This window comes from Streptomyces flavalbus (genome assembly GCF_042674625.1).
Taxonomy (GTDB): domain Bacteria; phylum Actinomycetota; class Actinomycetes; order Streptomycetales; family Streptomycetaceae; genus Streptomyces; species Streptomyces flavalbus.
In genome coordinates this window covers 4,887,766-4,914,519 of record NZ_JBHTEB010000001.1, presented here as the reverse complement: position 1 = coordinate 4,914,519, position 26,754 = coordinate 4,887,766, and the positions used below count along the sequence as shown (strand labels likewise).

Below are 26,754 nucleotides of genomic sequence, written 5' to 3'. Positions count from 1 at the left end.
TCGTGTGACGAATGTGCCTGGCGTGACTTCATTTACTGATCTTCTTCGGCTGAGTCTTCTTCGGCCTTACACGGCCTGTTTTGGGGTGGGTTCGTCTTGAGTCGCCGTACGTCGCACGCGTACAGACCACTGAGTTTGAAGCGCAGGGCCTGGTTGACGCTGGGAGCTGTCGTCCTGGGCGGCGGAGGTGTCGCGACCTACGCCCTGGCCAGCCCGTCCGACGGTCCGGACGCGTCGGCGTACGGGCGCGAGAAGCGGCCCGTCGAGGTCTACGACCTGGCGCTGAAGGGCTCCGGCACCAAGGAGCGCGAACTGCCGCGCACCAGCACCGAGCAGTTCTCCCTGCTCGGTGTCTCCTGGACGGGGCCCCAGGTGCAGGTCGACGGCACCGCGCAGGTGCGCACCCGCAGCAGCGAGACCGGTGAGTGGACCGGCTGGCAGGACCTGGAGCTGGGCGTGGACCCGCCGGAGGGCGTCGAGCCGGGGATGCGCGGCGCCTCCGAGCCGCTCTGGGTCGGCCCGTCCGACGGTGTCGAGGTGCAGGTCGTCCGGGACGACGGCACGGCGAGTGCCGGGCTGCCCAAGGGACTTGAGGTCAACCTCGTCGACCCGGGCGTGGTGACCACCGCCGAGACCAAGTCCATCGGCACCGAGCTGGAACCGGCCGCGTTCGCCGCGGAGACCGCGAGCCCGTCCGCCACGGAGTCCGCCACGGGCACGGCCACCGCGACCGCCACGACGACCGCCGACCCGACGGCGACCGCCACCGCGACCGCGACCGCGACGGCCACCGCCTCGCCGACCGGCTCCACGACCCCGTCGCCCACGGGCTCGGCCACCATCACGCCGTCGCCGACCTCGACCGTCCCGACCGCGCCGCCGTCCACCGTCACCCGGCCGCCCATCACCAGCCGGGCCGGTTGGGGCGCCGACGAGTCGATGGTCGCGGACCCGCCGTCGTACATCGACAAGGTGCAGGCCGTCTTCGTGCACCACACGGTCGGCTCCAACAGCTACAGCTGCGCCCAGTCGGCGTCGCTGGTGCGCGGCATCATGGCCTACCACGTGCAGGTCAACGGCTGGAACGACCTCGGCTACAACTTCCTGGTCGACAAGTGCGGCCAGATCTTCGAGGGCCGCGCGGGCGGCACCGACCTGCCCGTGATGGGCGCCCACACCTACGGCTTCAACACCTACTCCACCGGCATCGCCGTCCTCGGCGACTTCCAGGGCGACCCCGCCAAGGGCACCCCCGCGGCGCGTCCGACCCGGGCCACGCTGGAGTCGGTGGCCCGCATAGCCGCGTGGAAGCTGGGCCAGTACGGCGGCAACCCGACCGGCAAGGTCACCCTGACCGCCGGTGGCGACACCGGCGTGTGGAAGAAGGGCGAGGCGGCCACCCTCAACCAGATCTCCGGCCACCGCGACGGCTACGCCACCGAGTGCCCCGGCACCACGATGTACGCCAAGCTCGGTGAGATCCGCCGGTTCGCCGCGAGCGCCGGTGCCAAGTCGGCCATCCCGACCGCCGACTACAACCGCGACGGCGTCAACGACCTCGTCGCCGGTGTCCCGAAGGGCAACAGCGTCGTGCTGGTCCCGGGCGGCACGGACGGCCCCGTCGCCGAGCTGAAGCGGACGATCAGCCAGAACAGCTCCGGGGTGCCCGGCGGCACCGAGACCGGCGACAACTTCGGCACGGACAGCGCCTGGGGGGACTACAACGGCGACGGCTACGCCGACCTGATGATCGGCGCCCCCGGCGAGGACGACACCAGCGGCAACGCCGACCGCGGCGCGGTGACCGTGCTCTACGGCCCCGGCCTCAACCGCGGCTTCTCGTTCACCAGCGGCTCCGGCATCACCGCGGCGGGCGCCAAGCTCGGCACCACCGTCACCTCCGGTGACTTCAACGCGGACGGCAAGGCCGACGTCTTCACCGCGGGCACCGGCCACGGCGGCGCCTACCAGGTCCGGCTCGCGGGCTCGGCGACCATGGCCACCGGCAAGCTGACCTCCGCCTCCGGTTCGATCTCCGCCCTGGACGCCACGACCGGCGACTTCAACCGGGACGGCTACGCGGACGTCGCCCTCAACTACCTGGACAACGGCGGCATCGGCCGCGTCGTCCGGTTCGCGGGCTCGGCGAACGGCCTCACCAAGGTCGGCGTCATCTCCGTCAAGGGCGGCCGGTCCATCACGGCGGGCGACTTCAACGGCAACGGCTACGACGACATCGCCATCGGCCAGCCGAACGCCAGCGAGTCCGGCGCCTACAAGGGCGGCCAGGTCACCATGCTGTTCGGCACCTCGACCGGCTTCACCACCACCGGGATGCGGACCCTCCACCAGGACACCAGCGGTGTCCCGGGAACCGCCGTGTCCGGTGACGGCGTGGGCTACGCCGTCTCCGCGGGCGACTACAACGACGACGGGTACGCGGACCTGCTGGTCGGCCTGCCCAACAAGGACCTCGTCCGCAGCGGCGTCACGTACTCCAACGCGGGCATGACCCTGCTGCTCCCGGGTTCCTCGTCCGGTCTGACCGGCACCGGCGCCAAGGCGTTCCACCAGGACACCAGCGGCATCGGCGGGGTCAGCGAGACCAACGACAAGCTCGGCACCGCGGTGGTCCTCCAGGACCTGTCCGGCTGGGGCCGCGCGGACCTGGCCATCGGCGCCCGGGGCGAGGACGCCTACGACGGTGTGATCCTCCAGTTGGACAGCGGCAGCTCCGGCATCAGCACCAGCGGGTACGTGTACTACACCCGCAGCGGCCTCGGTACGCCCACCGGGGGCAACCTGGGTGGCGTGCTGGCGCCGTAGCCCGCACGGAGAAACGCGGAACCGGCCGGAGCCCCCTTCAGGGCCCCGGCCGGTTCCCTGTCCGGGCGGTCCTCAGCCGCGTCCGCCCGCCGTGGCGTCCCGGCACAGCAGCCGCAGCGAGCCGCCGTCGCCGTCGAAACAGCGGCGGGCCTCCGCGATCGGGTCCCACAGCCGCCCGTCGGGGGTGCGCACCCAGTGCTCGCCGCCGGACGTCCACCACTCGGCGCCCGTCTGCCGGACGATCACCTCACCGGCGTACGCCCCGAAGCCGCGCAGCACGCTCCGCACGGCCGGGAGCGGTGTGCCCTCCTGGCGCAGGTCGTCGATCATCCGGTCGACCCGCCACAGGCTCTGCGCGGTGTAGTCGAGGCGGACCCGCGCGCCCTCGCGCATGGTCGCCACCGCGTCCGCCGCCCAGCGCACCGGCTTCGCGGCGGCGGGCGGCCTGCCCGCGGACCGGTCCGCACCGGTCGTCGTGCCGGTCGCCGTGCCAGGGGCCGTCCCGGTGGCCGTCCCGGGGGCGGTCCCGGGGGCTGTCCCGGGGGCTGTCCCACTCTCCGCCGCGGTCGTCACAGTCGTCGTCACAGTCGTCACATACGGAAGAGCGAGGTCGGGGGCCATTTCATCACCCGGTTCCGGGCGTCTCCCCAGGACCGGCGCACGACCGGCCCACCGCGCCCGCGGGACGGTCACACGGCTCAGCCGCCGACCCGGGCCCGCCGCGACACCACCGCGCGCAGCACCCGGCGCCCCTCGACGGTCACCTCAAGCGCCGGGCGCAGCCCGCCCGCGCCGTGCCCGGCGAGCAGCTCCAGGACGGTGACCTGCCGCCGCAGCTCGGCGGCGACCAGCGGCGACAGGGCCTCCGTACGGCCCTCCGCGCGGAGGTCGTCGCCCGGGTCCGTACCGTCGGCGGCGGGGTCGAGCAGGCGGTGGACGCGCAGGGAGGCGACCGAGCAGGCGTCGGCCCACGCGCGCAGCGCGTCGGCGGTCCGCGCGTCGGGGGCGGCGGCCAGCATCCGCCGCGCGAGCAGACCGGCCTCACCCTCGTCGGCGGGCTCGGCGTCGAGCCTGCCGCGCGCCTCCGCCAGCAGCGCGCCCCACGCGTCCGCGTCGCCGCCCTCCGTGAGGCTGGCCCACAGGGGCCGCAGCACCTCGTCGTCGCCGCCGAGCAGCGGCACGCACCGATCCAAACAAGCCAGGGCGCTGGCAGCCAGTCCGCGCTCGTCGGCCTGCGTGATCAGTTCCACCAGGCTCATCCAAGCCTCCCTCACCAGGGCGCCATCCCTTACGGAGCCCGCACTTTCCCTTACTGCGCGCTACGGCCCGGGAATGTCACAGCGGCCCGCGACGCGCCGGTCAGGGAAAGGGAACAGCATGTTTTCGGCCAGCGGTAGCCCATGCGCGGGATTCACCCCAGCCGGTCCGCGAGCCGCCGGAACTCCGTCCACGACAGCTCGGGCGCCCCGGCGTCCCACAGCTTCTGCACCGTCGCCCGCAGCGGCAGCCGGATACCGGCGGCCACCTGGTCCTGGGTCTGCGCACCGGCCAGGTCGCACCACACCGCCAGGGAGCCGCCGAGGATCTGCCCGTCGTAGCGCTCGTCGACGGCCTCGGTGCCGCGCAGCACGCGGGGCGTCCACTGCTCGTAGATCCGCTGTCCGGTCGGGTAGACGAAGGTCTGCGGCTCCCCGAGGACGTAGTAGAGGAACTCGTCGTTGTAGTTGATCAGCTTGCGGCCCGCGCTCAGGTACTCCACCGGCTGCCGGGCGCCGATCTCCTTGCCGGTCCAGTACGCCACCCGCACGTCGTCGCCGGTGCGCGCCCGCACGCCGGGGTAGAAGCCGTCGTTCCAGGCGCGCGGGGTGCGGCCGTGCGCGCGGACGGTGTCGGCGCGGTCCGCCAACCACCCCGTCGCCAGGTCCGCGACCGTGGCCCCGGCGCCGAACCGCTTGCGCGCCGCCGCCGCGAGCTGGGGGTAGGACGCCTCCGGGTCGGCCGCCGTGAGCGCCCGGTACTCGTCGCCGCCGAGGTGCCACTGCCCGCCGGGGAACAGGTCCGCGTACTCGTCGAGCAGCTCGTCCACGAGGGTGGCGGCGTCCGCCCGCGAGATGTCCACGGCCCCGCGCGCCGCGTTGCCCGCCGCGTCCCGCAACTGGAGCCGCGGATGCGCGTCGATGACGGCGCCCAGGTGGCCGGGCGAGTCGATCTCGGGGACGACGGTGATGTGCCGCTCGGCGGCGAGGTCCACGATCCGCCGCACCTCCGCCTTGGTCAGCCGCTGCTCGGAGACGACCTCCGGGTGGCGGTCGGACTCGATGCGGAAGCCCTGGTCGTCGGAGAAGTGCAGCCCGAGCTGGTTGAACTTCAGGTCCCCCAGCTCCCGCACCCGGTCCTCGATCCAGGACGCGGTGAAATGCTTGCGCGCGATGTCCAGCATCAGCCCGCGCTGCGCCTTGGCGGGCGCGTCCCGCACCACCCCCTCCGGCGCCGTGCCGCCGTCGTGGACCTCCTGCTTCAGCGTCCGGGTGCCGTAGAACACCCCCGCGTCGCTCGGCCCGCTGATCTCCACCCGGCCGCCGCGCACGGTCATGGTGTACGACTCCGCACCGGCCTTCTGGTCCCCGCCGAGCGCCAGCCGCAGGTCCCCGGCCCGGGTGTCGTCCTTCTCCCCCGCGTACGTCAGCCCCAGCTCACCGGCGATCAGCCGCCCCTCGTCGGCGAGCGCGCCGTCCGCGACGACCACCCGCTGCCCCTTGGCGGGCCGCCACCCCGGACCGCGCGCCGGGGTGTGCTCGCGCACCGCGGGTATGGTGCGCGGCGCCGTCGAGAGCGGGTACGAGCGACTGGGGCTCGGCGACGGGGAGGGGGAGCGCGCGGCGCTGGCGGAGACGTCCCCGGTGGGGCCCACCGCCGACCCGCCGTCACCGTCCCCGGAGGCGGCCCACAACCCGAGGCCGACCCCGCCCGCGACCACGGCGAGGCCGACGCCCGCCGCCATCAGTCCCTGCCTGCGTGTTCCGTGCCGTGTCGCCCGGTGCCTGTGCTGACTCACCCCGCCAACGTAAGGCCCACGTTGACGGCAAGCGTCCACCACACGTTCCGAAACTCTTCCTTCCGGGTGAATTTCGGGCATCCCTCGGACACGTCATGACCACTCTCGATAACGTGAGCGCACATCTCCCACACCGTCCCCTGCCGAAACCCCGTGACGCCCACACATCTCCCCGGCCACGTCGCCATACCCGAGCTGGACCACTTCAACGGCGCTCCCGCCGCCGACCTGCGGCCCGCCCTCCTCGACTGCCTGCGCAGCGACCGCTGGGCCCACCGCATCACGGCCCACCGCCCCTACCCCGACCTCGACTCCCTCCTGGCCGCCTCCGACGAGGCCGCCTACGACCTGACCCCGGCCGAACTGGCCGACGCGCTGGCCGGGGAGACCCTCCCGAGGCTCCCGGAGGACACGTACGAGGCGGCGCACACGGCCCTGAACGCCGCTTATGCGGCATACGAGGCGAAGTTCGGCCACGTCTTCGTCATCAGCCTGGACGGGACCCCCGCCACGCAGATGGTGAACAGAGTCCTGGAAGCCATCCGGTCACGCCTGGCACACGACCCGGAGGAGGAACGCGCGGTGACGGCGGAGGAACTCCGGCAGTTGGCGAAGGTACGGCTGAGCCGCACCCTCAGGGGCGCGGGACTGTGATCGACATGCGGCTACCGCCGCGCGGGCGCGAACAGCCACAGACAACCCGCACCGGACAGATAAGGCGAATCCCCCATCCGCGTGCCAGTTTGATCACACCGCGAGGCCCCCTGTAAGCCCCACGCGTATCCGTCGCTACCATGCTGGGGGCCGGTGGACCGTACCCGGCCGGGCCCGACCGACACATAGCCGGCGCGGCCCCAGTCCCCGCTCCCGGAGGGTTCTTCCGTGCCGGCTGGAACGCTGTACCGCGGACGGGAAGGAATGTGGTCCTGGGTGGCTCACCGAGTCACCGGCGTCCTCATCTTCTTCTTCCTGTTCGTACACGTCCTGGACACGTCTCTCGTCCGTGTCTCCCCCGAGGCCTACGACGAGGTCGTGGCCACGTACAAGACGCCGATCGTGGCCTTGCTGGAGTACGGCCTCGTCGCCGCCATCCTCTTCCACGCGCTCAACGGCCTGCGCGTCATCGCCGTCGACTTCTGGTCGAAGGGCGCCCGCTACCAGAAGCAGATGCTGTGGTCCGTAGTCGGCCTGTGGGTCGTGCTGGTGCTCGGGGCGATCTACCCCGTCCTCGGCCACGCCGCTCGTGAACTGTTCGGGAGCTGACGCGCATGTCCACCATCGAGAGCACCGCCACCGCCGTCGGCCCCGTCGAGGGCGCGCCCGTCTACGGCGTCGACAACCCGGCGCCGCTGATCGAGGCGCCGCGCAAGCGCACCAAGAAGACCCCGAAGTCAAGCCGCGGCAACTTCGAGATGGCCGCCTGGCTGTTCATGCGGCTGTCCGGCGTCGTGCTGGCCGTCCTGGTCGTCGGCCACCTCATCATCCAGCTCGTGCTGGACGGCGGCGTGTCGAAGATCGGCTTCGCCTTCGTGGCGGGCCGCTGGGCGAGCCCGTTCTGGCAGGTCTGGGACCTGCTGATGCTGTGGCTCGCGATGCTGCACGGCACCAACGGCCTGCGCACGGTCATCAACGACTACGCCGAGCGCGCGAACACCCGGCTGTGGCTGAAGGGCCTGCTCTACACCGCCGCGGTCTTCACCATCCTGCTGGGCACGCTGGTGATCTTCACCTTCGACCCGAACATCCGCTAGGCACGGGGCTGCGAGAATCATGAAGATCCACAAGTACGACACCGTCATCGTCGGCGCCGGTGGCGCCGGTATGCGCGCGGCCATCGAGTCGACCAAGCGCAGCCGCACCGCGGTGCTCACCAAGCTCTACCCCACCCGCTCCCACACGGGCGCCGCGCAGGGCGGCATGGCCGCCGCGCTGGCCAACGTGGAGGAGGACAACTGGGAGTGGCACACCTTCGACACCGTCAAGGGCGGTGACTACCTGGTCGACCAGGACGCCGCCGAGATCCTGGCGAAGGAGGCCATCGACTCCGTCCTCGACCTGGAGAAGATGGGCCTGCCGTTCAACCGCACCCCGAACGGCACCATCGACCAGCGCCGCTTCGGCGGCCACAGCCGCAACCACGGCGAGGCCCCGGTGCGCCGGTCCTGCTACGCCGCGGACCGCACCGGCCACATGATCCTCCAGACGCTGTACCAGAACTGCGTCAAGGAGGGCGTGGAGTTCTTCAACGAGTTCTACGTCCTGGACCAGCTCATCACCGAGGTCGACGGCATCAAGAAGTCGGCCGGTGTGGTGGCGTACGAGCTGGCCACCGGTGAGATCCACGTCTTCCAGGCGAAGGCCGTGATCTACGCGTCCGGCGGCTGCGGCAAGTTCTTCAAGGTGACGTCGAACGCGCACACCCTGACCGGTGACGGCCAGGCGGCGGTGTACCGGCGCGGGCTGCCGCTGGAGGACATGGAGTTCTTCCAGTTCCACCCGACCGGCATCTGGCGCATGGGCATCCTGCTGACGGAGGGCGCCCGCGGTGAGGGCGGCATCCTGCGCAACAAGGACGGCGAGCGCTTCATGGAGAAGTACGCGCCGGTCATGAAGGACCTCGCCTCCCGTGACGTCGTCTCCCGCTCCATCTACACGGAGATCCGCGAGGGCCGCGGCTGCGGTCCCGAGGGCGACCACGTCTACCTGGACCTCACCCACCTACCGCCGGAGCAGCTCGACGCCAAGCTGCCGGACATCACCGAGTTCGCCCGCACCTACCTGGGCATCGAGCCGTACACCGACCCGATCCCGATCCAGCCGACCGCGCACTACGCGATGGGCGGCATCCCGACCAACGTCGAGGGCGAGGTGCTCGCCGACAACACCACCGTCGTGCCGGGCCTGTACGCCGCCGGTGAGGTCGCGTGCGTGTCGGTGCACGGCGCCAACCGGCTGGGCACCAACTCGCTCCTGGACATCAACGTCTTCGGGCGGCGCGCGGGCATCGCCGCCGCCGAGTACTCCCAGAAGGCGGACTTCGTCGAGCTGCCGGAGAACCCGGCGGAGTTCGTGCAGGCGCAGGTGGAGAACCTGCGCAACTCCACGGGCACCGAGCGGGTGGCGACGCTCCGCAAGGAGCTGCAGGAGACCATGGACGCCAACGTCATGGTGTTCCGCACCGAGCAGACGATCAAGACGGCGGTCGAGAAGATCGCCGAGCTGCGGGAGCGCTACAAGAACGTGGCGATCCAGGACAAGGGCAAGCGGTTCAACACGGACCTCCTGGAGGCCATCGAGCTGGGCAACCTGCTCGACCTGGCCGAGGTCATGGCGGTCTCCGCCCTGGCCCGCAAGGAGTCCCGCGGCGGTCACTACCGCGAGGACTACCCCAACCGCGACGACGTCAACTTCATGCGCCACACCATGGCGTACCGCGAGGTCGGCGCCGACGGGTCCGAAACCGTCCGTCTCGACTACAAGCCGGTCGTCCAGACCCGCTACCAGCCGATGGAGCGTAAGTACTGATGGCAACCCCTGTTCTGGACAAGTCCGAGGCGGACGCCCAGGCGACGGCCTCCCCGTACATCACGGTCACCTTCCGGGTGCGGCGCTTCAACCCGGAGGTCTCCGCGGAGGCCACCTGGGAGGACTTCCAGCTCGAGATCGACCCCAAGGAACGCGTCCTCGACGGCCTCCACAAGATCAAGTGGGAGCTGGACGGCACGCTGACCTTCCGCCGTTCCTGCGCCCACGGCATCTGCGGTTCGGACGCCATGCGGATCAACGGCAAGAACCGGCTGGCCTGCAAGACGCTGATCAAGGACATCAACCCGGAGAAGCCGATCACGGTCGAGCCCATCAAGGGCCTGACGGTCCTGAAGGACCTGGTCGTCGACATGGAGCCGTTCTTCCAGGCGTACCGGGACGTGATGCCCTTCCTGATCACGAAGGACACCAACGAGCCCACGCGGGAGCGCCTCCAGACCGCCGAGGACCGCGAGCGCTTCGACGACACGACCAAGTGCATCCTGTGCGCCGCGTGCACGTCCTCGTGCCCGGTGTTCTGGAACGACGGGCAGTACTTCGGCCCGGCCGCGATCGTCAACGCGCACCGCTTCATCTTCGACTCGCGTGACGAGGCGGGCGAGCAGCGCCTGGAGATCCTCAACGACCGCGACGGTGTGTGGCGCTGCCGTACGACGTTCAACTGCACGGACGCCTGTCCGCGCGGCATCGAGGTCACCAAGGCGATCGCCGAGGTGAAGCGGGCGCTGATCACGCGCCGCTACTGATCCGCCCGGTACGTCCGTGAAGGGCCCGCTTCCCCCGGGAGGCGGGCCCTTCGGCGTGCCCGGCGGGAGGGGCGCCGGGGTCGTCCTAACCTGATGCCATGTCAGATGAAGAGTCGTACGAACTGCTCGGGTTCGACAACGTGCTGCTGCCGGTCGGGGACCTCGGCCAGGCCGTGGAGTTCTACGAGCGTGCCGGGTTCACGGTGGGGTTCCGGTTCGACGAGGCGGGGATCGCGCTGCTGAAGGTGGGCGGTGAGACGCCCGGCATCCTGCTGCGGCACGAGGAGGGCGTCGGCCACCGCCCGCCGCCGTGGCCCGCGCCGCGGGTGTGGCTGGAGGTGCCGGACGCGCGGGCGACGGCCCGGGAGCTGGCGAGCGCGGGTGTCGCGCCGCTGGACGAGCCGTTCCCCGCGGTCACCGGCTGGACGGTCGAGGTCGCGGACCCCTGGGGGAACGTCATCGGCTTCACGGACTACTCCAAGCGCCCGGCACTGGGGCGGCGGGGGGCCGGGGCGGTGTCGTAGTGACGTAGCACTCACCCCCACCCATTGAGTTGAACACGTTCAAAACTCGCCCTAGAGTCGTCCCTGTCAGCGTTTTGAACGCGTTCAACGAAGGGTGGCGGCATGGACCGCACGGTCATCGCCTACGTCATCTACCTGGTCGTCAGCATCTCCCTGACGGTCTGGGTGGCCCGTACGCTCAGCCACAACGGGCGGATCTTCCTCTCCGACGTGCTGCACGGCAACGAACAGCTCGCCGACGCCGTCAACCACCTGCTGGTCGTCGGCTTCTACCTCGTCAACCTCGGCTTCGTGGCCCTGTACCTGAGCGGCGACGACACGATCAGCGACACGCGCGGCATCTTCGAGGCGCTGTCGACCAAGCTCGGCGTGGTGCTGCTGGTGCTCGGCATGATGCACCTCGGCAACGTCTTCGTCCTCAACAAGATCCGGCGGCGCGGGGTGATGGAGCGCGAGCAGGTGCCGCCGGTCGCGCCGCAGGACTGGGCGCGGGCGTGACGGCCACCGCACCGGACCGGGACGCCGCGCGTGTCCCGGTCCGCCGCCTCACCGTCCTGTACGACGCCCAGTGCCCGCTCTGCGCCCACGTCCGCGACTGGCTGCGGCGGCAGCGGCAGTTGGTGCCGCTGGAGCTGGTCCCCGCGGGCTCGGAGGAGGCCAGGCGGCGCTTCCCCGGCCTGGAGCACCGCACCACCCTGGAGGAGATCACCGTCGTCGGGGACTCCGGGCAGGTCTACCGCTCGTCCGCCGCCTGGATCGTCGTCCTGTGGGCGCTGCGCGAGCACCGGCCGCTCGCCCACCGGCTGTCCACGCCCACCGGCGCGGTGTTCGCCAAGGGCGCGGTGCTGGCCGCCGCGAAGTGGCGCACGGCGCGGTGGGGCGGGCGGGCGTACCAGCGGGCGGACGGCTGGGTGTACGACGGGAGGCGGGGCTGGGTCCACGACGGGAAGCAGGGCTGGACGTACGACCCGCCGCGGTGCGACGACGGGACGTGCGCGACGGCCTGAGACGTACCGCGTCCCGAGTACTGGTTAGGCTCGCCCCGTGCCCCCGAAGAACCCAGCAGGCCCCGCCGAGGGCGCCGCGCCCAGCAAGTCCGAGCAGACCCGCGCGCTGATCCTGGAGACGGCGATGCGGCTGTTCGAGGAGCGCGGCTACGACAAGACCACGATGCGGGCCATCGCCAAGGAGGCGGGCGTCTCCGTCGGCAACGCCTACTACTACTTCGAGGGCAAGGAGCACCTGATCCAGGGCTTCTACGACCGGATCGCCGCCGAGCACCAGGCGGCGGTCCGTGAGGTCCTGGCCCGCGAGACCGACCTGGAGGCGCGGCTCGCGGGGGTGTTGAAGGTGTGGCTGGACGTGGCCGAGCCCTACCACCCTTTCGCCGTGCAGTTCTTCAAGAACGCCGCCGATCCCGACAGCCCGCTCAGCCCCTTCTCCGCGGAGTCGGAGCACGCGCGCGTGGCGGCCGTCTCCGTCCACCGGGAGGTGCTGCGGGGCGCGACGAGGACGAAGGTGCCGGAGGAGCTGCGGGACGTCCTGCCGGAGCTGATGTGGCTCTCGCAGATGGGTCTCGTCCTGTACTGGATCTTCGACCGCACGCCGGGGCGGGCCCGCAGCTACCGCCTCGCGGAACGCGGCGCCCGGCTCACCGCGCGCGGGGTGGCGCTGTCCCGGTTCCGGGTGCTGCGGCCCCTGGTGCGCGAGGTGCACGAGCTGTTCAGGGACTTCCTGCCGGGGATGACGAAGACGACGAAGGGGGGACCCGGTGAGTCCCCCCGCGTGCCGTCGGACGGCTAGTTGACCGCGTCCACCTCGCCCTCCGCGACCTCCGTCAGCTCCACGTCGAAGACGACCGGCTCGCCGTCCACGACGACGTGCCGGGCGCGGGAGCCGTGGTCGGGGGCGGTGGCGGACAGGACGTAGGAGCCGGGGGCCGGGACCGAGACGATGTAGGAGCCGTCGGCCAGTGAGGTCACCCGGTCCAGTTGGCGTCCGGCCCTGGAGAGCAGGGTGACCGCCGCGTCCGCGACGGGGGCGCCGTCGGCGGTGCGGACGTAGCCGTGGATCGCTGAGGCGCCGCCCTCGGGCGCCGTCTTCTCGGGGGCGTCCTCGCGGGGCTCCACCGCGAGGTGCGGCAGCCGCTTCTCCAGCCCGGCGGGCAGCCACCAGTTGGAGTCGCCCAGCAGGTGCATCGCGGCCGGGACCAGCGCCGTACGCAGGATGAACGCGTCCAGCGCGACCGCCGCCGCGAGGCCGATGCCCGCCATCGCGCCCTCCATGTCGCCGCTGAGGACGAACGCGGAGAACACGCAGATCATGATGAGCGCGGCGCAGTTGATGACCCGGCTGGTCTCGGCGAGGCCCACCCGCACGGCGCGGGCGTTGTCCTTGGTGTGCACCCACTCCTCGTGCATCCGGCTGACCAGGAACACCTGGTAGTCCATGGAGAGGCCGAACAGCAGGGACAGCATGATGACCGGCAGGAACGCCGTGATCGGGCCCTCCTTGCCGATGCCGAGGAGTTCGGTGCCCCAGCCCCACTGGAAGATCGCCACCAGCACACCGAACGACGAGGCCGCCGCGATCAGGTTCATTAGCGCCGCCGTCAGCGGGACGACCAGCGAGCGGAACGCCACGAGCAGCAGCAGGAAGCCCAGCGCGATGATCGTCGCGATGAAGTACGGCAGCCGGTCGCCGGTCACCGACGCGAAGTCCTTGAAGACGGCGGTCACCCCGCCGACGTGCGCCTCGACCCCGGCCGCCGGGATCACGTCGTCGCGCAGCCGGTCGATCAGGTCGTCCGTCTCCTCGGACTGCGGGGACGTCGTCGGCACCACGTTGATCACCGAGACGCCGTTCGCGGGCGGTGCGGCGGCGACCTGGGCGACGCCCTCGGTGTCCTCGATGCCGGAGATCAGCGAGGCGGGCACCGGGCCCTCGACGACGACCTGGAGGGGCCCGTTGACGCCGGGTCCGAAGCCCTCGGCGAGCAGGTCGTACGCCTGCCGGGTGGTCGTGGAGTCCTGGTGGTTGCCCTGGTCGGTGGCGCCGAGGCGGATCGACAGCACGGGCAGCGCCAGCACCGCCATGACGACGACGGCCAGCGTGGCGATCGAGCGCGGGCGCTTCTGCACGACCGCCGACCAGCGGGCCGCGAGCCCGCTCGCCTCCCCCGTCTCCGGTCCCGTCGCGGCCAGCCTGCGGCGCTGGCGGCGGCTGAGCACCTTCATGCCGAGCAGACCCAGCAGGGCGGGCAGCAGGGTGACCGCGGCGAGGACGCTCAGCACCACCGTCAGGGAGGTCGCGATGACCACGCCGTCCAGGAAGCGCAGGTTCGTCACCAACATGCCCGCGAGGGCGATACAGACGGTGCCGCCCGCGAACAGCACCGCGCGGCCCGAGGTGTTGAGGGCGGTGACGGCGGCGTCCTCGGGTTCGGCGCCGCGCAGGATGCCGCGCCGGTGCCGGGTGACGATGAACAGGGCGTAGTCGATGCCGACGCCGAGGCCGATCAGCGAGCCGAGCAGCGGCGCCACCTCGGGCACGTCGGTGGCGTGGCTGAGCAGCATCGTGGCGAGCATCCCGGTGCCGACGCCCGCGATCGCCACGACCAGCGGCAGCAGCATCGCGAACAGCGAACCGAACGCCAGGAACAGCACGATCGCCGCGGCGATGATGCCGACCATCTCGGCGGTACCGGCGGGCGGCTCCTGGGTGCGGGCGATCGCCTGACCGCCCAGCTCCACCTGGAGCCCGTCGCCCCCGGCGGCCTGCGCGGTGTCGACGACGTCCTCGATCAGCTCCTTGGGGATGCCGTTGGCCTGTTCCCCGAAGGTGATCTGGGCGTACGCGATCGACCCGTCCTGGCTGATCTGCGCCGCTCCCCGCTCGCCCTGGTAGGGGCTCGCGACCTCGCCTACGCCGTCCATCCGGCCGATCTCCGCGAGCGCGGGCTCGATCCGGGACCGTACGGCGTCGTCGCGCACCGTGCCCTCGTCGGTCTTCCACACCACCGTGTCGGTGTCGCCCGCGCGCTCCGGGAACGCCTTCTCCAGCAGGTCGTAGGCCGTGGTGGAGTCGGTGTTGGGCAGGGAGAAGACGTTCGCGTAGTTCGTTCCCGCCGACGTGGCCGAGAAGCCGAGCCCGAACAGCGCCCCCACCCACAACACCAGGACCACCAGCCGGTGCCTGAAACACCACCGTGCCAATGCCGCCACGTTCATCGCTCCTTCGATCCGGTTGGTCCCCCCAGGTCCTGGCCACCAGGATTGGCGGCGGCACACGCGCGTGGACACCTGGTACGCCTGACTCTCAAGGAACTCCAAAGGGAACACGGGTCCGGGTGTCAGTGGGGGCGCCGATACTGGGGGCATGACGACGGTTCCCGGCACCGTGCTGGTGGTGGAGGACGAGGAGTCCATCGCGGACGTCCTCGCCATCGCCCTGCGCTACCACCGGTTCGAGGTGATGACGGCGGGCTCGGTCCGCGAGGCGCTGGCGCTCGCCGAGCGCACCCGGCCCGACGCGGCCCTGCTCGACGTCATGCTGCCCGACGGCGACGGCCGCGCCCTGGGGCGTGAACTGCGCGCCCGCCGCCCCGACCTGGCGGTGGTGTTCCTCACCGCGCGGGACTCACCGGCGGAGATCGTCGGCGCGCTCGGCTTCGGCGACGACTACATCACCAAGCCGTTCAACATCGACGAGGTCGTCGCCCGGATCACCGCGGTCCTGCGCCGCACCCGCCCGGCCGACGTCCTCCCGCAGCGCCCGCCCCTGCGCTACGGCGACCTGGAACTGGACGAGACGACGTACTCGGTGCACCGCGCGGGCCGGACGGTGCAGCTCACCCCCACCGAGTACGCGCTGCTGCGGTTCCTGGTGCGCAACGGCGGCCGGATCGTCCCCAAGGAGCAACTGCTGCGGCACGTCTGGCAGTACGAGCACGCACCGGCCGAGTCGACCGTCGTGGAGACCTACATCAGCTATCTGCGCCGCAAGCTGGACACCCTGGGCGCCCCGGTGATCACCACCCGGCGCGGGGTGGGGTACGGGCTCGCGTGAGCGGCGTGTGGCCGCCTCTGACGGCCTGGCGCGGGGCGCTGACGGCCTGGCGCGGGCCCTGCCGACGCGGCGGCGGGCTGCACTCGCTGCGCGGCAAGCTGACGCTGGCGAACGTGGCGCTGCTCGCGCTGGGCATCGTGCTGGCGACGGCGGTGAGCCTGATGGGGATGCGGCACTACCTGCTGTCCCAGATCGACAGCGAACTCGGTGAGATGCGGACCTCGTTGAGCGGGCTGGCGCTGACCGCGGAGCAGATCGACTCCTTCAGCGCGCTGGCGCTGGTGCGGGAGCGGATCGCGCCGCCGGCGTCGGACGACCGGCCGCGCCCCGACTCCATCGTCACCGCCGTCGACGCCGACGGCCGGGTCAAGGAGTTCGCCGGGTTCGCGCCGACCGACACCCAGCGGGAGCTGGCCAGGGCGGTGGCGGACCCGGGCGCGCTGGCCGCCGCCGACGAGCCGCACGACATCACCGTGCACGGCACGCCGTACCGGGCCACGGCGTCCCGGCTCGCGGACGGCACCCTCATCCTGATCGCCGCCTCCACCGACGCCCTGCACACCGGTGTCGCCAAGGCGCTCAAGCTGGACCTCGCCGTGGGCACCGCGCTGCTGGCGCTGCTGGCCTGGCTGACGATGGTCAGCGTGGGGCGGCGGATGCGGCCCCTGGAGGACATGGTGGAGACGTCGTCGGCGATCGCGGAGGGCGACCTGACCCGGCGGGTGCCCTCCAGCGGCGATCCGACGCTGGAGGTGGAGCAGTTGCGGGTCGCCCTGAACTCGATGCTGCACCAGGTGGAGTCGGCGTACCGCACGCGCGAGCGCAGCGCCGACCAGCTACGGCGCTTCGTCGCCGACGCCTCGCACGAGCTGCGCACCCCGCTGTCCGCGATACGCGGCTACCTCCAGCTCTACGACAAGGGCATGTTGAGCGACCCGGACGACCGCAAGCGGGCCTGGGAGCGGGTGATGGCCGAGGCCGACCGGATGGGCCGCCTCGTCGACGAGCTGCTCACCCTGGCCCGCCTTGAGCAGCAGCCCGAACTGCGGTTCCGCGAGGTGGACGTGAGCCGTCTGGTGCGGGAGGCCGCGGACGACCTGCGCGTCCAGCAGCCGGAGCGGCCCGTCACGGTGGACGCCGAGGGCGCCGTGCTGGCGCACGCCGACGAGTCCGGGCTGCGGCAGATACTGGGCAACCTGGTGGGCAACGTCCGCGTGCACACGCCCGTCGACGTGCCGGTCCACCTCGGCGCCGACCGCGACGGCGAGGGCCGCGTCCGGCTCCGCGTCAGCGACGAGGGCCCCGGCCTGCCCGCGGAGGACGCCGCCCGCATCTTCGACCGCTTCTTCCGCGCCAGCGGCGGCCCCGGCAGCGGCCTCGGCATGGCCATCGTGCGGGGGGTGGTACGGGCGCACGGGGGGCGGGTGGAGGTGCGTACGGCGCCGGGGAAGGGCTTGTCGGTGACGGTGACCCTGCCGCACCCGCTGTAGGCGTCCGCCCGGCTACGCCTGCCGCGACGCGAGCTGGATCACCGTGATGTCGGACTCCGCGCCCACCCGGGTGGGCGGCCCCCAGGCCCCGGCCCCCCGCGTCACGTAGAGCTGCGTGTCGCCGTACCGCTCAAGACCCGCCACCGTGGGGTTCGCCGCCGCGGCGAGCAGGTTGCCCGGCCACAACTGCCCCCCGTGCGTATGGCCGGACAGTTGGAGGTCGACCCCGTGGTCCACCGCGTCATGGATCTGCACCGGCTGATGTGCGAGCAGCACACACGCCCGCCCCCGGTCGCGGTCCCCGAGCGCCCTGGCGAAGTCGGGCCCCTGCCCCTCGTCCTCCCCCGCCACGTCGTTGACCCCGGCGAGATCGAAGTACGGCAGCTCGGTACGGGCGTTCTCCAGGGGCCGCAGCCCCAGCCGCCGCACCTCGTCGACCCACTCCGCGGCACCGGAGAAGTACTCGTGATTGCCAGTGACGAAAAAGGCGCCGTGCCGCGCCCGCAGCCCCGCCAGCGGCGCCGCCGCCGAGCCCAGGTTCCGCACGCTCCCGTCGACGAGGTCACCGACGACCGCGATCAGGTCGGGCTGCGTGGAGTTGATCGTGTCGACGACCTTCCGCGCGAACGCCCGGCCGAGCACCGGGCTCAGATGGATGTCGCTGACGACGGCGATCCGGTACCCGTGCGCCGCGCGCGGCAGCTTGGCCAGCGGCACCGTGACGCGTTTCACACCCGGCCCGTTCAGCACACCGTAGGTCCCCGCGCCGACGGTCCCGACGGCCACCGCCGCGGCGGTCCCCGCGACGACCCGGGAGACGAACAGACGGCGCGAGGGATCGACGGCGAGGGGCGCGGACTCCGGCTCCGTCTGCTCGCCCTCGGCCACCGTCTCCGCCGCTCCCCCGCCCGCCGGTACCGGCTCCGGCCGGGGTATCCCCGCCGCGGTGGCGGGCGCCCGGTCGCGGGCCCGGCGCTGTAGGAACCGCCGCAGCAGCGGCCGTACCGCCTCCCCGGCGACCACCGCGAGCAGCAGGTAGAGGGACAGGGCCAGCCACAGAAAGCCCGGCCAGGCGAGCGTGCGCTGGAGCCAGAACGGCGCGTCCGCACGCTCCGCGACCAGCGCGCCCACGGCGAGCGCCCAGCCGCCCGCGATGCCCACCGCACCGGCGCGGCGGGCGGGGCCCGGGGCGCGGGTGGTGTCGCGGAAGAGACGGCGCCACAGGTACCAGTTGGCCGTCACCAGGACGGTCAGCGCCAGCAGCGCGAAGACGATCACCATGAAGTTCGATTCCCCTCGGCCGGAGCCCGGTTGGCGGTCACGTGCGGCCCGGCTATGACGTGTGGCGCAGTGCGCGCAGTCCGCGCAACCCAATGCCCCCGATGACCGTCCCCAGTACGAAGGAGACGACGGCCAGCGTCAGATGCACCCAGAAGTAGGCCGTCGGACTGTCTCCGTCGAACGCGAGCCCGCTGCTGTCCTTGACCAGGTTCTTGACGAAAGTGACCCAGATGACCCAGCTCCACACCCCGAAAGCGAGCAGGAACCAGGAGAGGGGGCGGCTGAGTTTCATGCGTTCAGTATCGCCGTCGGGTGACCGGTTCCCTGGCCGGGGTGGGGACCTGGGCGGGACTTCGCGGCGAACGCCAGGTACTTTCTCGGTCGTGCCCGCTCCCATGAAGACCGTCAAGACCGCGGTCGCCGTGCTGTCCTGCTCGCTGTCGCTGTCCCTGTCGGTGACGGCGCCCGCCGCGTTCGCCGCGCCGAAGCCGTCACCGAGCGCCTCGGTGACGCCACCGGCGAACATGTCGACCGTGGGCGGTGAGCGGCTCGGTCAGCCGGGCACGCAGGTCAGCCTGGCGGCCGGGGTGCCGGTGCTGCCGAAGGACCTGTCCGCGCGGTCGTGGATCGTCGCGGACGCCGAGTCGGGCGAGGTGCTCGCCGCGCACAACGCGCACTGGCGGCTGGCCCCGGCGAGCACCCTGAAGATGCTCTTCGCGGACACGCTGCTGCCGAAGTTCCCGAGCACGACCGAGCACAAGGTGGTCCCGTCCGATCTGGCGGGCATCGGCGCCGGGTCCAGCATGGTCGGCATAAAGGAGGACGAGACGTACACCGTCCACGACCTGTGGCTCGGTGTGTTCCTGCGCTCCGGCAACGACGCCGTGCACGTGCTGTCCGCGATGAACGGCGGTGTCGAGGAGACCGTCGAGGAGATGAACGAGCACGCCGAGGAGTTGCAGGCCCTCGACACGCACGCGGTCAGCCCGGACGGCTATGACGCGCCCGGCCAGGTGTCGTCCGCCTACGACCTGACGCTGATCGCCCGCTCCGGACTCCAGAAGAAGGACTTCCGCGAGTACTGCTCGACGCTGACCGCCAAGTTCCCGGGCGAGACGAAGAAGAACAAGAAGGGCAAGAAGGTCCGGACGTCCTTCGAGATCCAGAACACCAACCGGCTGCTGACCGGCGACTACGACATCTCCCAGTACCAGGGCATCGCGGGCGTCAAGAACGGCAACACCACCAACGCGGGCGCCACCTTCACCGGGGTCGCCGAGCGCGACGGCAGGGTGCTGCTCGTCACGGTGATGAACCCGCAGAAGAGTGACCACAACGAGGTCTACCGGGAGACCGCCCGGCTGTTCGACTGGGGTTTCAAGGCGGCCGGGAAGGTCGAGCCGGTGGGTGAGCTGGTGCCGCCGAAGAGCGCCGAGACGGGCGGGGACGGCGGCCAGCCGAGCGCCCAGCCAGGCGCGAACGCCTCCGGTGAGGCCGGGGGCGCGGGGAACGCCTCGGGCCAGCCGGTGGCGAGCGCCCCCGCCGCGTCGGGCTCCAGCGGCGTCGGCATGGCGCTGGCCATCACCGGCGGGCTGCTGGCGCTGCTGGCGGCGGGCGTGTTCCTGGTCAACCGCCGCTGGCCGCTGCCGGATCTGGTGCGCCGCCGGAACCGCCCCTGACGCCGTCCGCCCCGGGCGTGGGCGGCGCGGCCCCGGCGTCCTTGGCCGGGGTCGCCGTCCAGGCCGCGCAGTACAGCACCAGCTTCGAGGTGAAGTTGATCCACAGCAGCAGGGCGACCGGCACGCCGAACGCGCCGTACATGTTCTTCGCGGCCACGCCCTGCATGTAGCCGCTCAGCAGCAGCTTCAGCAGTTCGAAGCCGACCGCCCCGACCAGCGCGCCGACGAACAGCCGACGCCGGGTCGGCTCCGCGCCGGGCAGCAGGGTGAGGACGTACAGCAGGAGCAGGAAGTCCGCGAGGACGGCGACGGCGAACGCGGCGAGCTGCAACAGGGCGCTCCCCCAGCCCTGTTCCGCCAGGCCGAGCTGGCGGGCCGTCCAGCCGACGGTGGCGGTGGCGACGGTGGACGCGACCAGGGTGACCAGCAGGGCGCCGCCGAGGCCGAACAGCACGCCCAGGTCCTTGGCCTTGTTCAGCAGGGGGTTGTCCTCGCTGTCCGGCAGCTCCCACACGGCGCGCAGGCAGTCCCGTACCGAGCCGACCCAGTTGACGCCGGTGAACAGCAGCAGGGCTCCGGCGATCAGACCGATGGTCCCGGCGTTGTCGGCGACGGCGCCGATGTCGAGCTGCTGTTTGGTGATGCCGGGGAACTGTTCGGCGATCCGGTCCTGGAGGTCGGCCTGCTGGGCGCCGCTGAGGGTGGCGGCGGCGATCGCGGCGGCCACGGTGAGCAGCGGGAACAGGGCGATGAAACTGGTGAAGGTCATCGCGGCGGCCAGGCGCGTCCACTTCACCCGGTCGAGGCGCTCGTAGGAGCGCCAGGCGTGGGTGGCCATCAGCCGGGTCGCCCAGGGCCCGACGACGGGGAGGTTCTTCAGCCAGTCCATGATGCGAACCCTGCCCTCCTCACGCGCACCCGATGTCCAGGTGCCCCGGATCGGGCGAAAGCTGCCACCCCGACCAGACCGGTCAGCGTTTCACCCCTGAACGTCCCGTTATGGGCGATACGGTCACCGGCATGTCCACTCCCACCACCACCCGTCTGATCCGGCCACGGTCGTACGAGGAGACCGTCGCCGCCGTCCGCGACTGCGGCGCGCGGGGCGGCATCGCCGGGGGCGGCGGTGCCGCGCGGGGCGGCATCGCCGGGGGCGGCGGCGCCGCGCGGGGCGGCATCGGAGGGGGCGACTCCGGGTGGAGCGGGTCGGCGCGCGGCGGGTTGGTGCGCGGCGGGCTCGCGCTCGGCGGGTTGGTGCGCGGGGGCGGCGTGTGGGGCGCGGGTTGGGCGCCCGGGGACGCCGCGCGCTGCGCGGGTGGCGCGGTGCTCGACATGACCGGCCTGGACCGCGTCCACGCCGTCGACGCCGTCGACGGGACCGTGCTGTGCGACGCGGGCCTCACCCTGCACCGGCTGGCCGAGGCGCTGCTGCCGCTCGGCTGGCTCCCGCCCGTTCTGCCCGCCAGCGCGCACACCACGGTCGGCGCCGCGATCGCCACCGACGCGCACGGCCACGACCACCCCGTCTCCGGCGCCTTCTCCCGGCACGTGCTGGCGCTGGAGCTGCTCACCGCCGACGGCCGGATCGTGAGCGCGCTCCCGGGCACCGACCTGTTCGACGCCACCACCGGCGGGCTCGGCCTGACCGGCGTCATCCTCACGGCGACGCTGCGGCTCCAGCCGGTGCGGACCCCGTTCGTGCGCGTCCGCACCGAGCACGCGACGGACCTGGACGACCTGCTCGCCCGGATGACCCCGGCTGACCACCGCTACACGACCGCCCGCCTCGACCCACTCGCGCGGGGCGGCGCGGTCCTCCTCCACGCCGACCCCGTGCCCCCGCCCGGCCGCCGTACCACCGGTGTGCTGGACGCACTACGGCACCGTGCCGCGCCCGGCATCCGCACCACCGGCCGCCTCCGGCACGTCACCGCCCTCCCCCACCTCCTCGACGCCCCGGCCCCGATCCGCCTCGCGCCGTGGCGGTACGGCGGTGGCGGCGTCGTCCGCTACCGGTTCGCCGTCCCCTACGGGCAGGAGGAGACCCTGCGCCGGATCGTGCGCCGGATCTCGGGGCGCCGCCGCCCGCCCTCCCCCGCGCTGCTCACCCGCCTCGGGGAGGCCGACGCGGGCTGGCTGTCCTTCCCGGTGCCGGGCTGGAGCCTGGCCGTGGACCTGCCGACCGGGCGGCGCGGGCTCCCCGCCCTCCTCGACACCCTGGACGAGGAGGTCGCCCGCGCGGGCGGGCGCGTCTGCCTCGCCCGGGACTCCCGGCTGCGGCCCGACCTGCTCGCCGCGATGTACCCACGGCTGGCCGACTTCCGCGCCCTGCGCGCCGCGCTGGACCCGCGCGGGGTCTTCACCTCGGACCTGTCCCGCCGCCTCGCCCTGTGACCCCCGCTAAAGGAGCTGTCGTGAAGGACGCCTTCGGCCTGCCCCAGTCCCTGCTCGTGCTCGGCGGTACCTCCGAGATCGCCCTGGCCACCGCCCGCCGACTGATCACCCGCCGCACCCGCACCATCTGGCTCGCCGGACGCCCCTCGCCCGCCCTGGAGACGGCGGCCGGTGAGCTGCGCGCCCGGGGCGCCGAGGTGCACACCGTCGCCTTCGACGCCCTCGACCCCGACTCCCACGAGACCGTGCTCGGCAAGGTCTTCGCGGAGGGCGACGTCGACATGGTGCTGCTCGCCTTCGGCGTCCCCGGCGACCAGGCCAGCGACGAGCGCGACCCGGCGGGCGCGGTCCGGGTCGCCCAGACCAACTACACCGGCGCCCTGTCGGCGGGCCTGGTCAGCGCCCGCGCGCTCCAGGCGCAGGGCCACGGCTCCCTGGTGGTGCTGTCGTCCGTCGCCGGGGAGCGGGCCCGCCGCGCCGACTTCATCTACGGCTCCAGCAAGGCGGGCCTCGACACCTTCGCGCAGGGCCTCGGCGACGCGCTGCACGGCACCGGCGTGCACGTCATGGTCGTACGCCCCGCGACGGTCGTACGCTCCCAGGCCGCCGCGCGCTCCGGGTCAGGCCGGACGCGGCTGCTCGGCGGGCTGCCGGAGGCGCCGCTGGCGACCACGCCGGAGGCCGTCGCCACGGCCATCGAGCTGGGGCTGCGCTGCTGCTCGGAGACGGTGTGGGTGCCCGGCTCGCTGCGGCTGCTGATGTCGGCGCTGCGGCACCTGCCGCGCGGGGTGTTCCGGCGGCTGCCGGTTCAGTAGCGGTCGGCGGGCTGGTGGTCGCGCTCGGCCGGCGCGGCGGCCTGCGGCGGCACCACCGGACCGCCGAAGGTGAACTCGCGCAGCTTGCGCCAGACCCCGTCGGCGCCCTGTTCGTAGAGGGCGAACCCGGTGCAGGGCCACTCGGCGGCGTAGTCCGCGAGTTCCTCGAAGGCCCGGTCCATGGCCTCCTCGGCGATGCCGTGGGCCACGGTGACATGCGGGTGGTACGGGAACTGGAGGTCCCGCGCGACCGGCCCGGAGCCGTCCCTGACCTGCTTCTGGAGCCAGGCGCACTCCTCGCCGCCCTCCACCACCCGCACGAACACCACCGGTGACAGCGGGCGGAAGGTGCCGGTGCCGGAGAGCCGCATCGGGAAGGGCCGCCCGGCCGCCGCGACCTCGGTGAGGTGCGCCTCGATCGCGGGCAGCAGTGCCTCGTCGACCTCCGTCGGCGGCAGCAGGGTGACATGCGTGGGGATGCCGTGAGCCGCGACGTCGCCGAAGCCCGCGCGCCGCTGCTGGAGCAGGCTGCCGTGCGGCTCCGGGACCGCGATCGACACCCCGATCGTTACGGTCCCCACGTCGTCTCCTGTCGTCCTGGTGGTGAGCAGGGTCGGCCGCTGGTACGGCCGTCCGGCTTTCGACTGTACGGCCACGGCCATGCTCGGGGCAGGCGCAGCCGGAGTGATGTGCAGCGCTGTGCGGTGCGCCGTGGCGCGGTGGTGCATGGTGTGGGGGGTTGGGGGCGGCTGCCCCCGGCGCTCGTACCGCGTGCCCCAGGCTCCGCGCCTCGGGCTCAGTGCTTGGCCGGGAGGAAGCCCACCTTGTCGTACGCCTGCGCCAGCGTCTCCGCCGCGACGGCGCGCGCCTTCTCCGCGCCCTTGGCCAGGATCGAGTCCAGCGACTCCGGGTCGTCCAGGTACTGCTGGGTGCGCTCCCGGAACGGCGTCACGAACTCGACCATGACCTCGGCGAGGTCCGTCTTGAGCGCACCGTAGCCCTTCCCCGCGTACTTCTCCTCCAGTTCGCCGATTCCGGCCCCGGTGAGGGTGGAGTAGATGGTGAGGAGGTTGCTGACGCCCGGCTTGTTCTCGGTGTCGTAGCGGACGATCGTGTCGGTGTCGGTGACCGCGCTCTTGACCTTCTTGGCGGTGGCCTTGGGCTCGTCGAGGAGGTTGATGAGCCCCTTCGGCGTGGACGCCGACTTGCTCATCTTGATCGACGGGTCCTGGAGGTCGTAGATCTTCGCCGTCTCCTTGAGGATGTACGGCTTCGGGATGGTGAAGGTCTGACCGAAGCGGCCGTTGAACCGCTCGGCGAGGTCCCGGGTCAGCTCGATGTGCTGGCGCTGGTCCTCACCGACCGGCACCTCGTTGGCCTGGTAGAGCAGGATGTCCGCGACCTGGAGGACGGGGTAGGTGAACAGCCCGACGGACGCGCGGTCGGCGCCCTGCCGGGCCGCCTTGTCCTTGAACTGGGTCATCCGGCTGGCCTCGCCGAACCCGGTGAGGCAGTTCATGATCCAGCCGAGCTGGGCGTGCTCGGGGACGTGGCTCTGCACGAACAGCGTGCACCGCTCCGGGTCGAGCCCGGCGGCCAGTAGCTGGGCCGCGGCGAGCCGCGTGTTGGCGCGCAGCTCCTTCGGGTCCTGCGGGACCGTGATCGCGTGCAGGTCGACGACCATGTAGAACGCGTCGTGGGTCTCCTGGAGCGCCACCCACTGGCGGACGGCGCCGAGGTAGTTGCCGAGGTGGAACGAGCCTGCGGTGGGCTGGATTCCGGAGAGCACACGGGGTCGATCAGAGGCCATGCCCATCATTCTCTCATTGCCCGCACCCCTTCCAGGGCATGGGGATTCCCCTCTTCCGCCCCCGTTCTTCCGCCGCTCCTCGCCCTGGGCTCAGCCCGCCAGCACCGCCCGCAACTGGTCCAGGCCCCAGTCCAGGTCCTCCTCGCTGATCACCAGGGGCGGGGCGATGCGGATCGTCGAGCCGTGGGTGTCCTTGACCAGGACGCCGCGGTCCATCAGCCGCTCCGAGATCTCCCGGCCCGTGCCGTACGCCCGGTCCACGTCCACGCCCGCCCAGAGGCCGCGGCCCCGCACCGCCGTGACCCGGCCGCCGTCCGTGAGCGCGCCCAGCTCCCGGTGCAGGTGCCCGCCCAGCTCCGCCGCCCGCGCCTGGTACTCCCCCGACCGCAGCATGGCGATCACCTCCAGCGCCACCGCGCAGGCCAGCGGGTTCCCGCCGAACGTCGACCCGTGCTCGCCGGGCCGGAACACCCCGAGCACCTCCGCCGACGACACCACCGCCGACACCGGCAGGATCCCGCCGCCGAGCGCCTTGCCCAGCACGTACACGTCCGGGACCACCCCCTCGTGCTCGCACGCGAAGGTCCGTCCCGTGCGGCCCAGGCCGGACTGGATCTCGTCCGCCACGAACAGCACGTTCCGCTCGCGGGTCAGTCGCCGCACCGTCGGGAGGTATCCCTCCGGCGGCACGATCACCCCCGACTCGCCCTGGATCGGCTCCAGCAGCACCGCCACCGTGTTCTCCGTCAGCGCCTGCCGCATCGCCGTCAGGTCCCCGTACGGCACGATCTCGAAGCCCGGCGTGTACGGCCCGTAGTCGGCGCGGGCCTCGGGGTCCGTGGAGAAGCTGATCACCGTCGTCGTCCGGCCGTGGAAGTTGCCGCCCGCCACCACGATCTTCGCCATCTCCGCGGGCACGCCCTTGACGCGGTACCCCCATTTGCGCGCCGTCTTCACCGCGGTCTCCACGGCCTCCGCGCCGGTGTTCATCGGCAGCACCATCTCCATGCCGCACAGCTCCGCCAGCCGGGTGCAGAACGCCGCGAACCGGTCGTGGTGGAAGGCCCGCGACGTCAGCGTCACCCGCTCCAACTGGGCCCGCGCCGCGTCGAGCAGCCGACGGTTGCCGTGCCCGAAGTTGAGCGCCGAGTAACCCGCCAGCAGATCCAGGTACCGGCGCCCCTCCACGTCCGTCATCCACGCCCCGTCGGCGGCGGCCACCACCACCGGCAGCGGGTGGTAGTTGTGCGCGCTGTGCGCCTCGGCGGCGGCGATGAGGTCTTCCGTAGCGGTCACGGCAGCTCCACGAGGTGATCCAGGACGCGGCTCGGCACCTCAGGCGTACCCCCTTCCCGGCGCGCTCGCATGTTGGACGGGAGAAGGAGCCCGCCCGACGTGCCCGGTAGGCTGATCCACGGGCCGTGACTGGCGCGCTGGGATGGGACCGACCATCGGGGAGCGGCCCGCGCGAGCGAGTGCCGTGCGCCTGGGCCGAACCGTGAACCGTGACCATGCCGCAAG

Annotated in this window: 25 protein-coding genes and 1 riboswitch; of the genes, 15 read left to right on the top strand and 10 right to left on the bottom strand. The window is 72.2% G+C overall.

Translation table 11 applies throughout. The annotated features are described in order from the left end of the window. The first annotated feature begins 153 nt into the window (after window positions 1-153). Complete coding sequence (locus ACFQZ6_RS22260; RefSeq protein WP_381611759.1) at window positions 154-2,826, top strand: FG-GAP-like repeat-containing protein; 2,673 nt, start codon at window positions 154-156, stop codon at window positions 2,824-2,826. Window positions 2,827-2,898: 72 nt separating this feature from the next. Here ACFQZ6_RS22260 and ACFQZ6_RS22255 read toward each other — a convergent pair whose 3' ends face one another. From ACFQZ6_RS22255 to ACFQZ6_RS22245, 3 genes are all read right to left on the bottom strand, one after another. Beyond that, window positions 2,899-3,249, bottom strand: coding sequence for a hypothetical protein (locus ACFQZ6_RS22255; protein ID WP_381618536.1), 351 nt, complete (start codon window positions 3,247-3,249; stop codon window positions 2,899-2,901). 275 nt (window positions 3,250-3,524) lie between these two features. Continuing rightward, entirely contained in the window at window positions 3,525-4,085 is a 561-nt protein-coding gene (locus tag ACFQZ6_RS22250; RefSeq protein ID WP_381611758.1) for a hypothetical protein, read from the bottom strand. A gap of 152 nt (window positions 4,086-4,237) precedes the next feature. Then, window positions 4,238-5,827, bottom strand: coding sequence for a beta-N-acetylhexosaminidase (locus tag ACFQZ6_RS22245; protein WP_381618533.1), 1,590 nt, complete (start codon window positions 5,825-5,827; stop codon window positions 4,238-4,240). Window positions 5,828-6,034: 207 nt separating this feature from the next. Between ACFQZ6_RS22245 and ACFQZ6_RS22240 the strand changes: the two genes are divergently transcribed. The 9 genes from ACFQZ6_RS22240 to ACFQZ6_RS22200 all read left to right on the top strand — a co-directional run bounded on the left by ACFQZ6_RS22240 (window position 6,035) and on the right by ACFQZ6_RS22200 (window position 12,500). After that, window positions 6,035-6,535, top strand: a complete 501-nt coding sequence (locus ACFQZ6_RS22240; protein WP_381611756.1) for a 2-oxo-4-hydroxy-4-carboxy-5-ureidoimidazoline decarboxylase — start codon at window positions 6,035-6,037, stop codon at window positions 6,533-6,535. A 228-nt stretch (window positions 6,536-6,763) separates the two neighbouring features. Next, complete coding sequence (gene sdhC, locus ACFQZ6_RS22235; RefSeq protein WP_381611754.1) at window positions 6,764-7,144, top strand: succinate dehydrogenase, cytochrome b556 subunit; 381 nt, start codon at window positions 6,764-6,766, stop codon at window positions 7,142-7,144. Window positions 7,145-7,149: 5 nt separating this feature from the next. Next, window positions 7,150-7,632, top strand: a complete 483-nt coding sequence (locus ACFQZ6_RS22230) for a succinate dehydrogenase hydrophobic membrane anchor subunit (RefSeq protein ID WP_381611752.1) — start codon at window positions 7,150-7,152, stop codon at window positions 7,630-7,632. Between the two features lie 19 nt (window positions 7,633-7,651). Continuing rightward, window positions 7,652-9,406 (top strand): succinate dehydrogenase flavoprotein subunit, encoded by a 1,755-nt coding sequence (sdhA, locus tag ACFQZ6_RS22225; RefSeq protein ID WP_381611750.1) that lies wholly within the window; start codon window positions 7,652-7,654, stop codon window positions 9,404-9,406. Beyond that, on the top strand, window positions 9,406-10,173 hold the full coding sequence (locus ACFQZ6_RS22220) for a succinate dehydrogenase iron-sulfur subunit (protein WP_381611748.1): 768 nt from the start codon (window positions 9,406-9,408) through the stop codon (window positions 10,171-10,173). Before sdhA ends, ACFQZ6_RS22220 begins: the two co-directional genes overlap by 1 nt. A 98-nt stretch (window positions 10,174-10,271) precedes the next feature. Then, entirely contained in the window at window positions 10,272-10,697 is a 426-nt protein-coding gene (locus tag ACFQZ6_RS22215; protein WP_381611747.1) for a VOC family protein, read from the top strand. Window positions 10,698-10,799: 102 nt separating this feature from the next. Next, complete coding sequence (locus tag ACFQZ6_RS22210) at window positions 10,800-11,195, top strand: hypothetical protein (RefSeq protein ID WP_381611746.1); 396 nt, start codon at window positions 10,800-10,802, stop codon at window positions 11,193-11,195. Continuing rightward, the gene (locus ACFQZ6_RS22205; protein WP_381611745.1) at window positions 11,192-11,704 is read left to right on the top strand and encodes a thiol-disulfide oxidoreductase DCC family protein; all 513 of its coding nucleotides are present in this window, start codon (window positions 11,192-11,194) and stop codon (window positions 11,702-11,704) included. The genes ACFQZ6_RS22210 and ACFQZ6_RS22205 overlap by 4 nt, the downstream gene beginning before the upstream one ends. A gap of 37 nt (window positions 11,705-11,741) precedes the next feature. Then, on the top strand, window positions 11,742-12,500 hold the full coding sequence (locus tag ACFQZ6_RS22200) for a TetR family transcriptional regulator (RefSeq protein ID WP_381611743.1): 759 nt from the start codon (window positions 11,742-11,744) through the stop codon (window positions 12,498-12,500). Here ACFQZ6_RS22200 and ACFQZ6_RS22195 read toward each other — a convergent pair. Beyond that, window positions 12,497-14,926: an MMPL family transporter gene (locus ACFQZ6_RS22195; protein WP_381611741.1), complete on the bottom strand. Its 2,430-nt coding sequence runs from the start codon at window positions 14,924-14,926 to the stop codon at window positions 12,497-12,499. The two genes, ACFQZ6_RS22200 and ACFQZ6_RS22195, sit on opposite strands and share 4 nt — an antisense overlap. A gap of 148 nt (window positions 14,927-15,074) precedes the next feature. Between ACFQZ6_RS22195 and ACFQZ6_RS22190 the strand changes: the two genes are divergently transcribed. Both ACFQZ6_RS22190 and ACFQZ6_RS22185 read left to right on the top strand, forming a co-directional pair. Beyond that, window positions 15,075-15,764, top strand: coding sequence for a response regulator transcription factor (locus ACFQZ6_RS22190; protein WP_381611739.1), 690 nt, complete (start codon window positions 15,075-15,077; stop codon window positions 15,762-15,764). A gap of 38 nt (window positions 15,765-15,802) precedes the next feature. Next, a complete protein-coding gene (locus ACFQZ6_RS22185) occupies window positions 15,803-17,254 on the top strand; it encodes a sensor histidine kinase (RefSeq protein ID WP_381618530.1) in 1,452 nt (483 codons plus the stop codon). Between the two features lie 12 nt (window positions 17,255-17,266). Here the strand turns inward: ACFQZ6_RS22185 and ACFQZ6_RS22180 are convergent, their stop codons facing one another. After that, window positions 17,267-18,535, bottom strand: coding sequence for a metallophosphoesterase (locus ACFQZ6_RS22180; protein ID WP_381611737.1), 1,269 nt, complete (start codon window positions 18,533-18,535; stop codon window positions 17,267-17,269). A gap of 52 nt (window positions 18,536-18,587) precedes the next feature. Then, the gene (locus ACFQZ6_RS22175; protein WP_381611735.1) at window positions 18,588-18,827 is read right to left on the bottom strand and encodes an SCO4848 family membrane protein; all 240 of its coding nucleotides are present in this window, start codon (window positions 18,825-18,827) and stop codon (window positions 18,588-18,590) included. Window positions 18,828-18,918: 91 nt separating this feature from the next. Between ACFQZ6_RS22175 and ACFQZ6_RS22170 the strand changes: the two genes are divergently transcribed. After that, complete coding sequence (locus ACFQZ6_RS22170) at window positions 18,919-20,214, top strand: D-alanyl-D-alanine carboxypeptidase family protein (RefSeq protein ID WP_381611733.1); 1,296 nt, start codon at window positions 18,919-18,921, stop codon at window positions 20,212-20,214. Here ACFQZ6_RS22170 and ACFQZ6_RS22165 read toward each other — a convergent pair. Further along, on the bottom strand, window positions 20,162-21,103 hold the full coding sequence (locus tag ACFQZ6_RS22165) for a YihY/virulence factor BrkB family protein (protein WP_381611731.1): 942 nt from the start codon (window positions 21,101-21,103) through the stop codon (window positions 20,162-20,164). The two genes, ACFQZ6_RS22170 and ACFQZ6_RS22165, sit on opposite strands and share 53 nt — an antisense overlap. A gap of 131 nt (window positions 21,104-21,234) precedes the next feature. On the opposite strand from ACFQZ6_RS22165, the gene ACFQZ6_RS22160 reads away from it, so the two are divergent. Both ACFQZ6_RS22160 and ACFQZ6_RS22155 read left to right on the top strand, forming a co-directional pair. Beyond that, window positions 21,235-22,608 (top strand): FAD-binding oxidoreductase, encoded by a 1,374-nt coding sequence (locus tag ACFQZ6_RS22160; protein ID WP_381611729.1) that lies wholly within the window; start codon window positions 21,235-21,237, stop codon window positions 22,606-22,608. A 20-nt stretch (window positions 22,609-22,628) separates the two neighbouring features. After that, window positions 22,629-23,423, top strand: a complete 795-nt coding sequence (locus tag ACFQZ6_RS22155) for a decaprenylphospho-beta-D-erythro-pentofuranosid-2-ulose 2-reductase (protein ID WP_381611727.1) — start codon at window positions 22,629-22,631, stop codon at window positions 23,421-23,423. Here ACFQZ6_RS22155 and ACFQZ6_RS22150 read toward each other — a convergent pair. The 3 genes from ACFQZ6_RS22150 to rocD form a co-directional block, all read right to left on the bottom strand. Continuing rightward, on the bottom strand, window positions 23,417-24,004 hold the full coding sequence (locus ACFQZ6_RS22150; RefSeq protein WP_381611725.1) for a 2'-5' RNA ligase family protein: 588 nt from the start codon (window positions 24,002-24,004) through the stop codon (window positions 23,417-23,419). The genes ACFQZ6_RS22155 and ACFQZ6_RS22150 overlap by 7 nt on opposite strands. Window positions 24,005-24,219: 215 nt before the next feature. Continuing rightward, complete coding sequence (gene trpS, locus ACFQZ6_RS22145) at window positions 24,220-25,233, bottom strand: tryptophan--tRNA ligase (protein ID WP_381611723.1); 1,014 nt, start codon at window positions 25,231-25,233, stop codon at window positions 24,220-24,222. Window positions 25,234-25,323: 90 nt separating this feature from the next. Continuing rightward, window positions 25,324-26,529 carry an ornithine--oxo-acid transaminase gene (gene rocD / locus ACFQZ6_RS22140; RefSeq protein ID WP_381611721.1) on the bottom strand — a complete coding sequence of 402 codons (1,206 nt, stop codon included), beginning with the start codon at window positions 26,527-26,529 and terminating at the stop codon, window positions 25,324-25,326. A 115-nt stretch (window positions 26,530-26,644) separates the two neighbouring features. Further along, window positions 26,645-26,732: riboswitch (ZMP/ZTP riboswitch) on the top strand. Window positions 26,733-26,754: the final 22 nt, after the last annotated feature.

Excerpts from the sequence above, each read along its gene's own strand:
- ACFQZ6_RS22195 (WP_381611741.1), bottom strand. The coding sequence starts at position 14,926 with ATGAACGTGGCGGCATTGGCACGGTGGTGTTTCAGGCACCGGCTGGTG.
- ACFQZ6_RS22250 (WP_381611758.1), bottom strand. The coding sequence starts at position 4,085 with ATGAGCCTGGTGGAACTGATCACGCAGGCCGACGAGCGCGGACTGGCT.
- ACFQZ6_RS22215 (WP_381611747.1), top strand. The coding sequence starts at position 10,272 with ATGTCAGATGAAGAGTCGTACGAACTGCTCGGGTTCGACAACGTGCTG.
- ACFQZ6_RS22160 (WP_381611729.1), top strand. The coding sequence starts at position 21,235 with ATGTCCACTCCCACCACCACCCGTCTGATCCGGCCACGGTCGTACGAG.
- ACFQZ6_RS22230 (WP_381611752.1), top strand. The coding sequence starts at position 7,150 with ATGTCCACCATCGAGAGCACCGCCACCGCCGTCGGCCCCGTCGAGGGC.
- ACFQZ6_RS22210 (WP_381611746.1), top strand. The coding sequence starts at position 10,800 with ATGGACCGCACGGTCATCGCCTACGTCATCTACCTGGTCGTCAGCATC.
- ACFQZ6_RS22190 (WP_381611739.1), top strand. The coding sequence starts at position 15,075 with ATGACGACGGTTCCCGGCACCGTGCTGGTGGTGGAGGACGAGGAGTCC.
- ACFQZ6_RS22180 (WP_381611737.1), bottom strand. The coding sequence starts at position 18,535 with ATGGTGATCGTCTTCGCGCTGCTGGCGCTGACCGTCCTGGTGACGGCC.
- ACFQZ6_RS22165 (WP_381611731.1), bottom strand. The coding sequence starts at position 21,103 with ATGGACTGGCTGAAGAACCTCCCCGTCGTCGGGCCCTGGGCGACCCGG.
- sdhA (WP_381611750.1), top strand. The coding sequence starts at position 7,652 with ATGAAGATCCACAAGTACGACACCGTCATCGTCGGCGCCGGTGGCGCC.
- ACFQZ6_RS22245 (WP_381618533.1), bottom strand. The coding sequence starts at position 5,827 with ATGGCGGCGGGCGTCGGCCTCGCCGTGGTCGCGGGCGGGGTCGGCCTC.
- ACFQZ6_RS22220 (WP_381611748.1), top strand. The coding sequence starts at position 9,406 with ATGGCAACCCCTGTTCTGGACAAGTCCGAGGCGGACGCCCAGGCGACG.
- trpS (WP_381611723.1), bottom strand. The coding sequence starts at position 25,233 with ATGGCCTCTGATCGACCCCGTGTGCTCTCCGGAATCCAGCCCACCGCA.
- ACFQZ6_RS22175 (WP_381611735.1), bottom strand. The coding sequence starts at position 18,827 with ATGAAACTCAGCCGCCCCCTCTCCTGGTTCCTGCTCGCTTTCGGGGTG.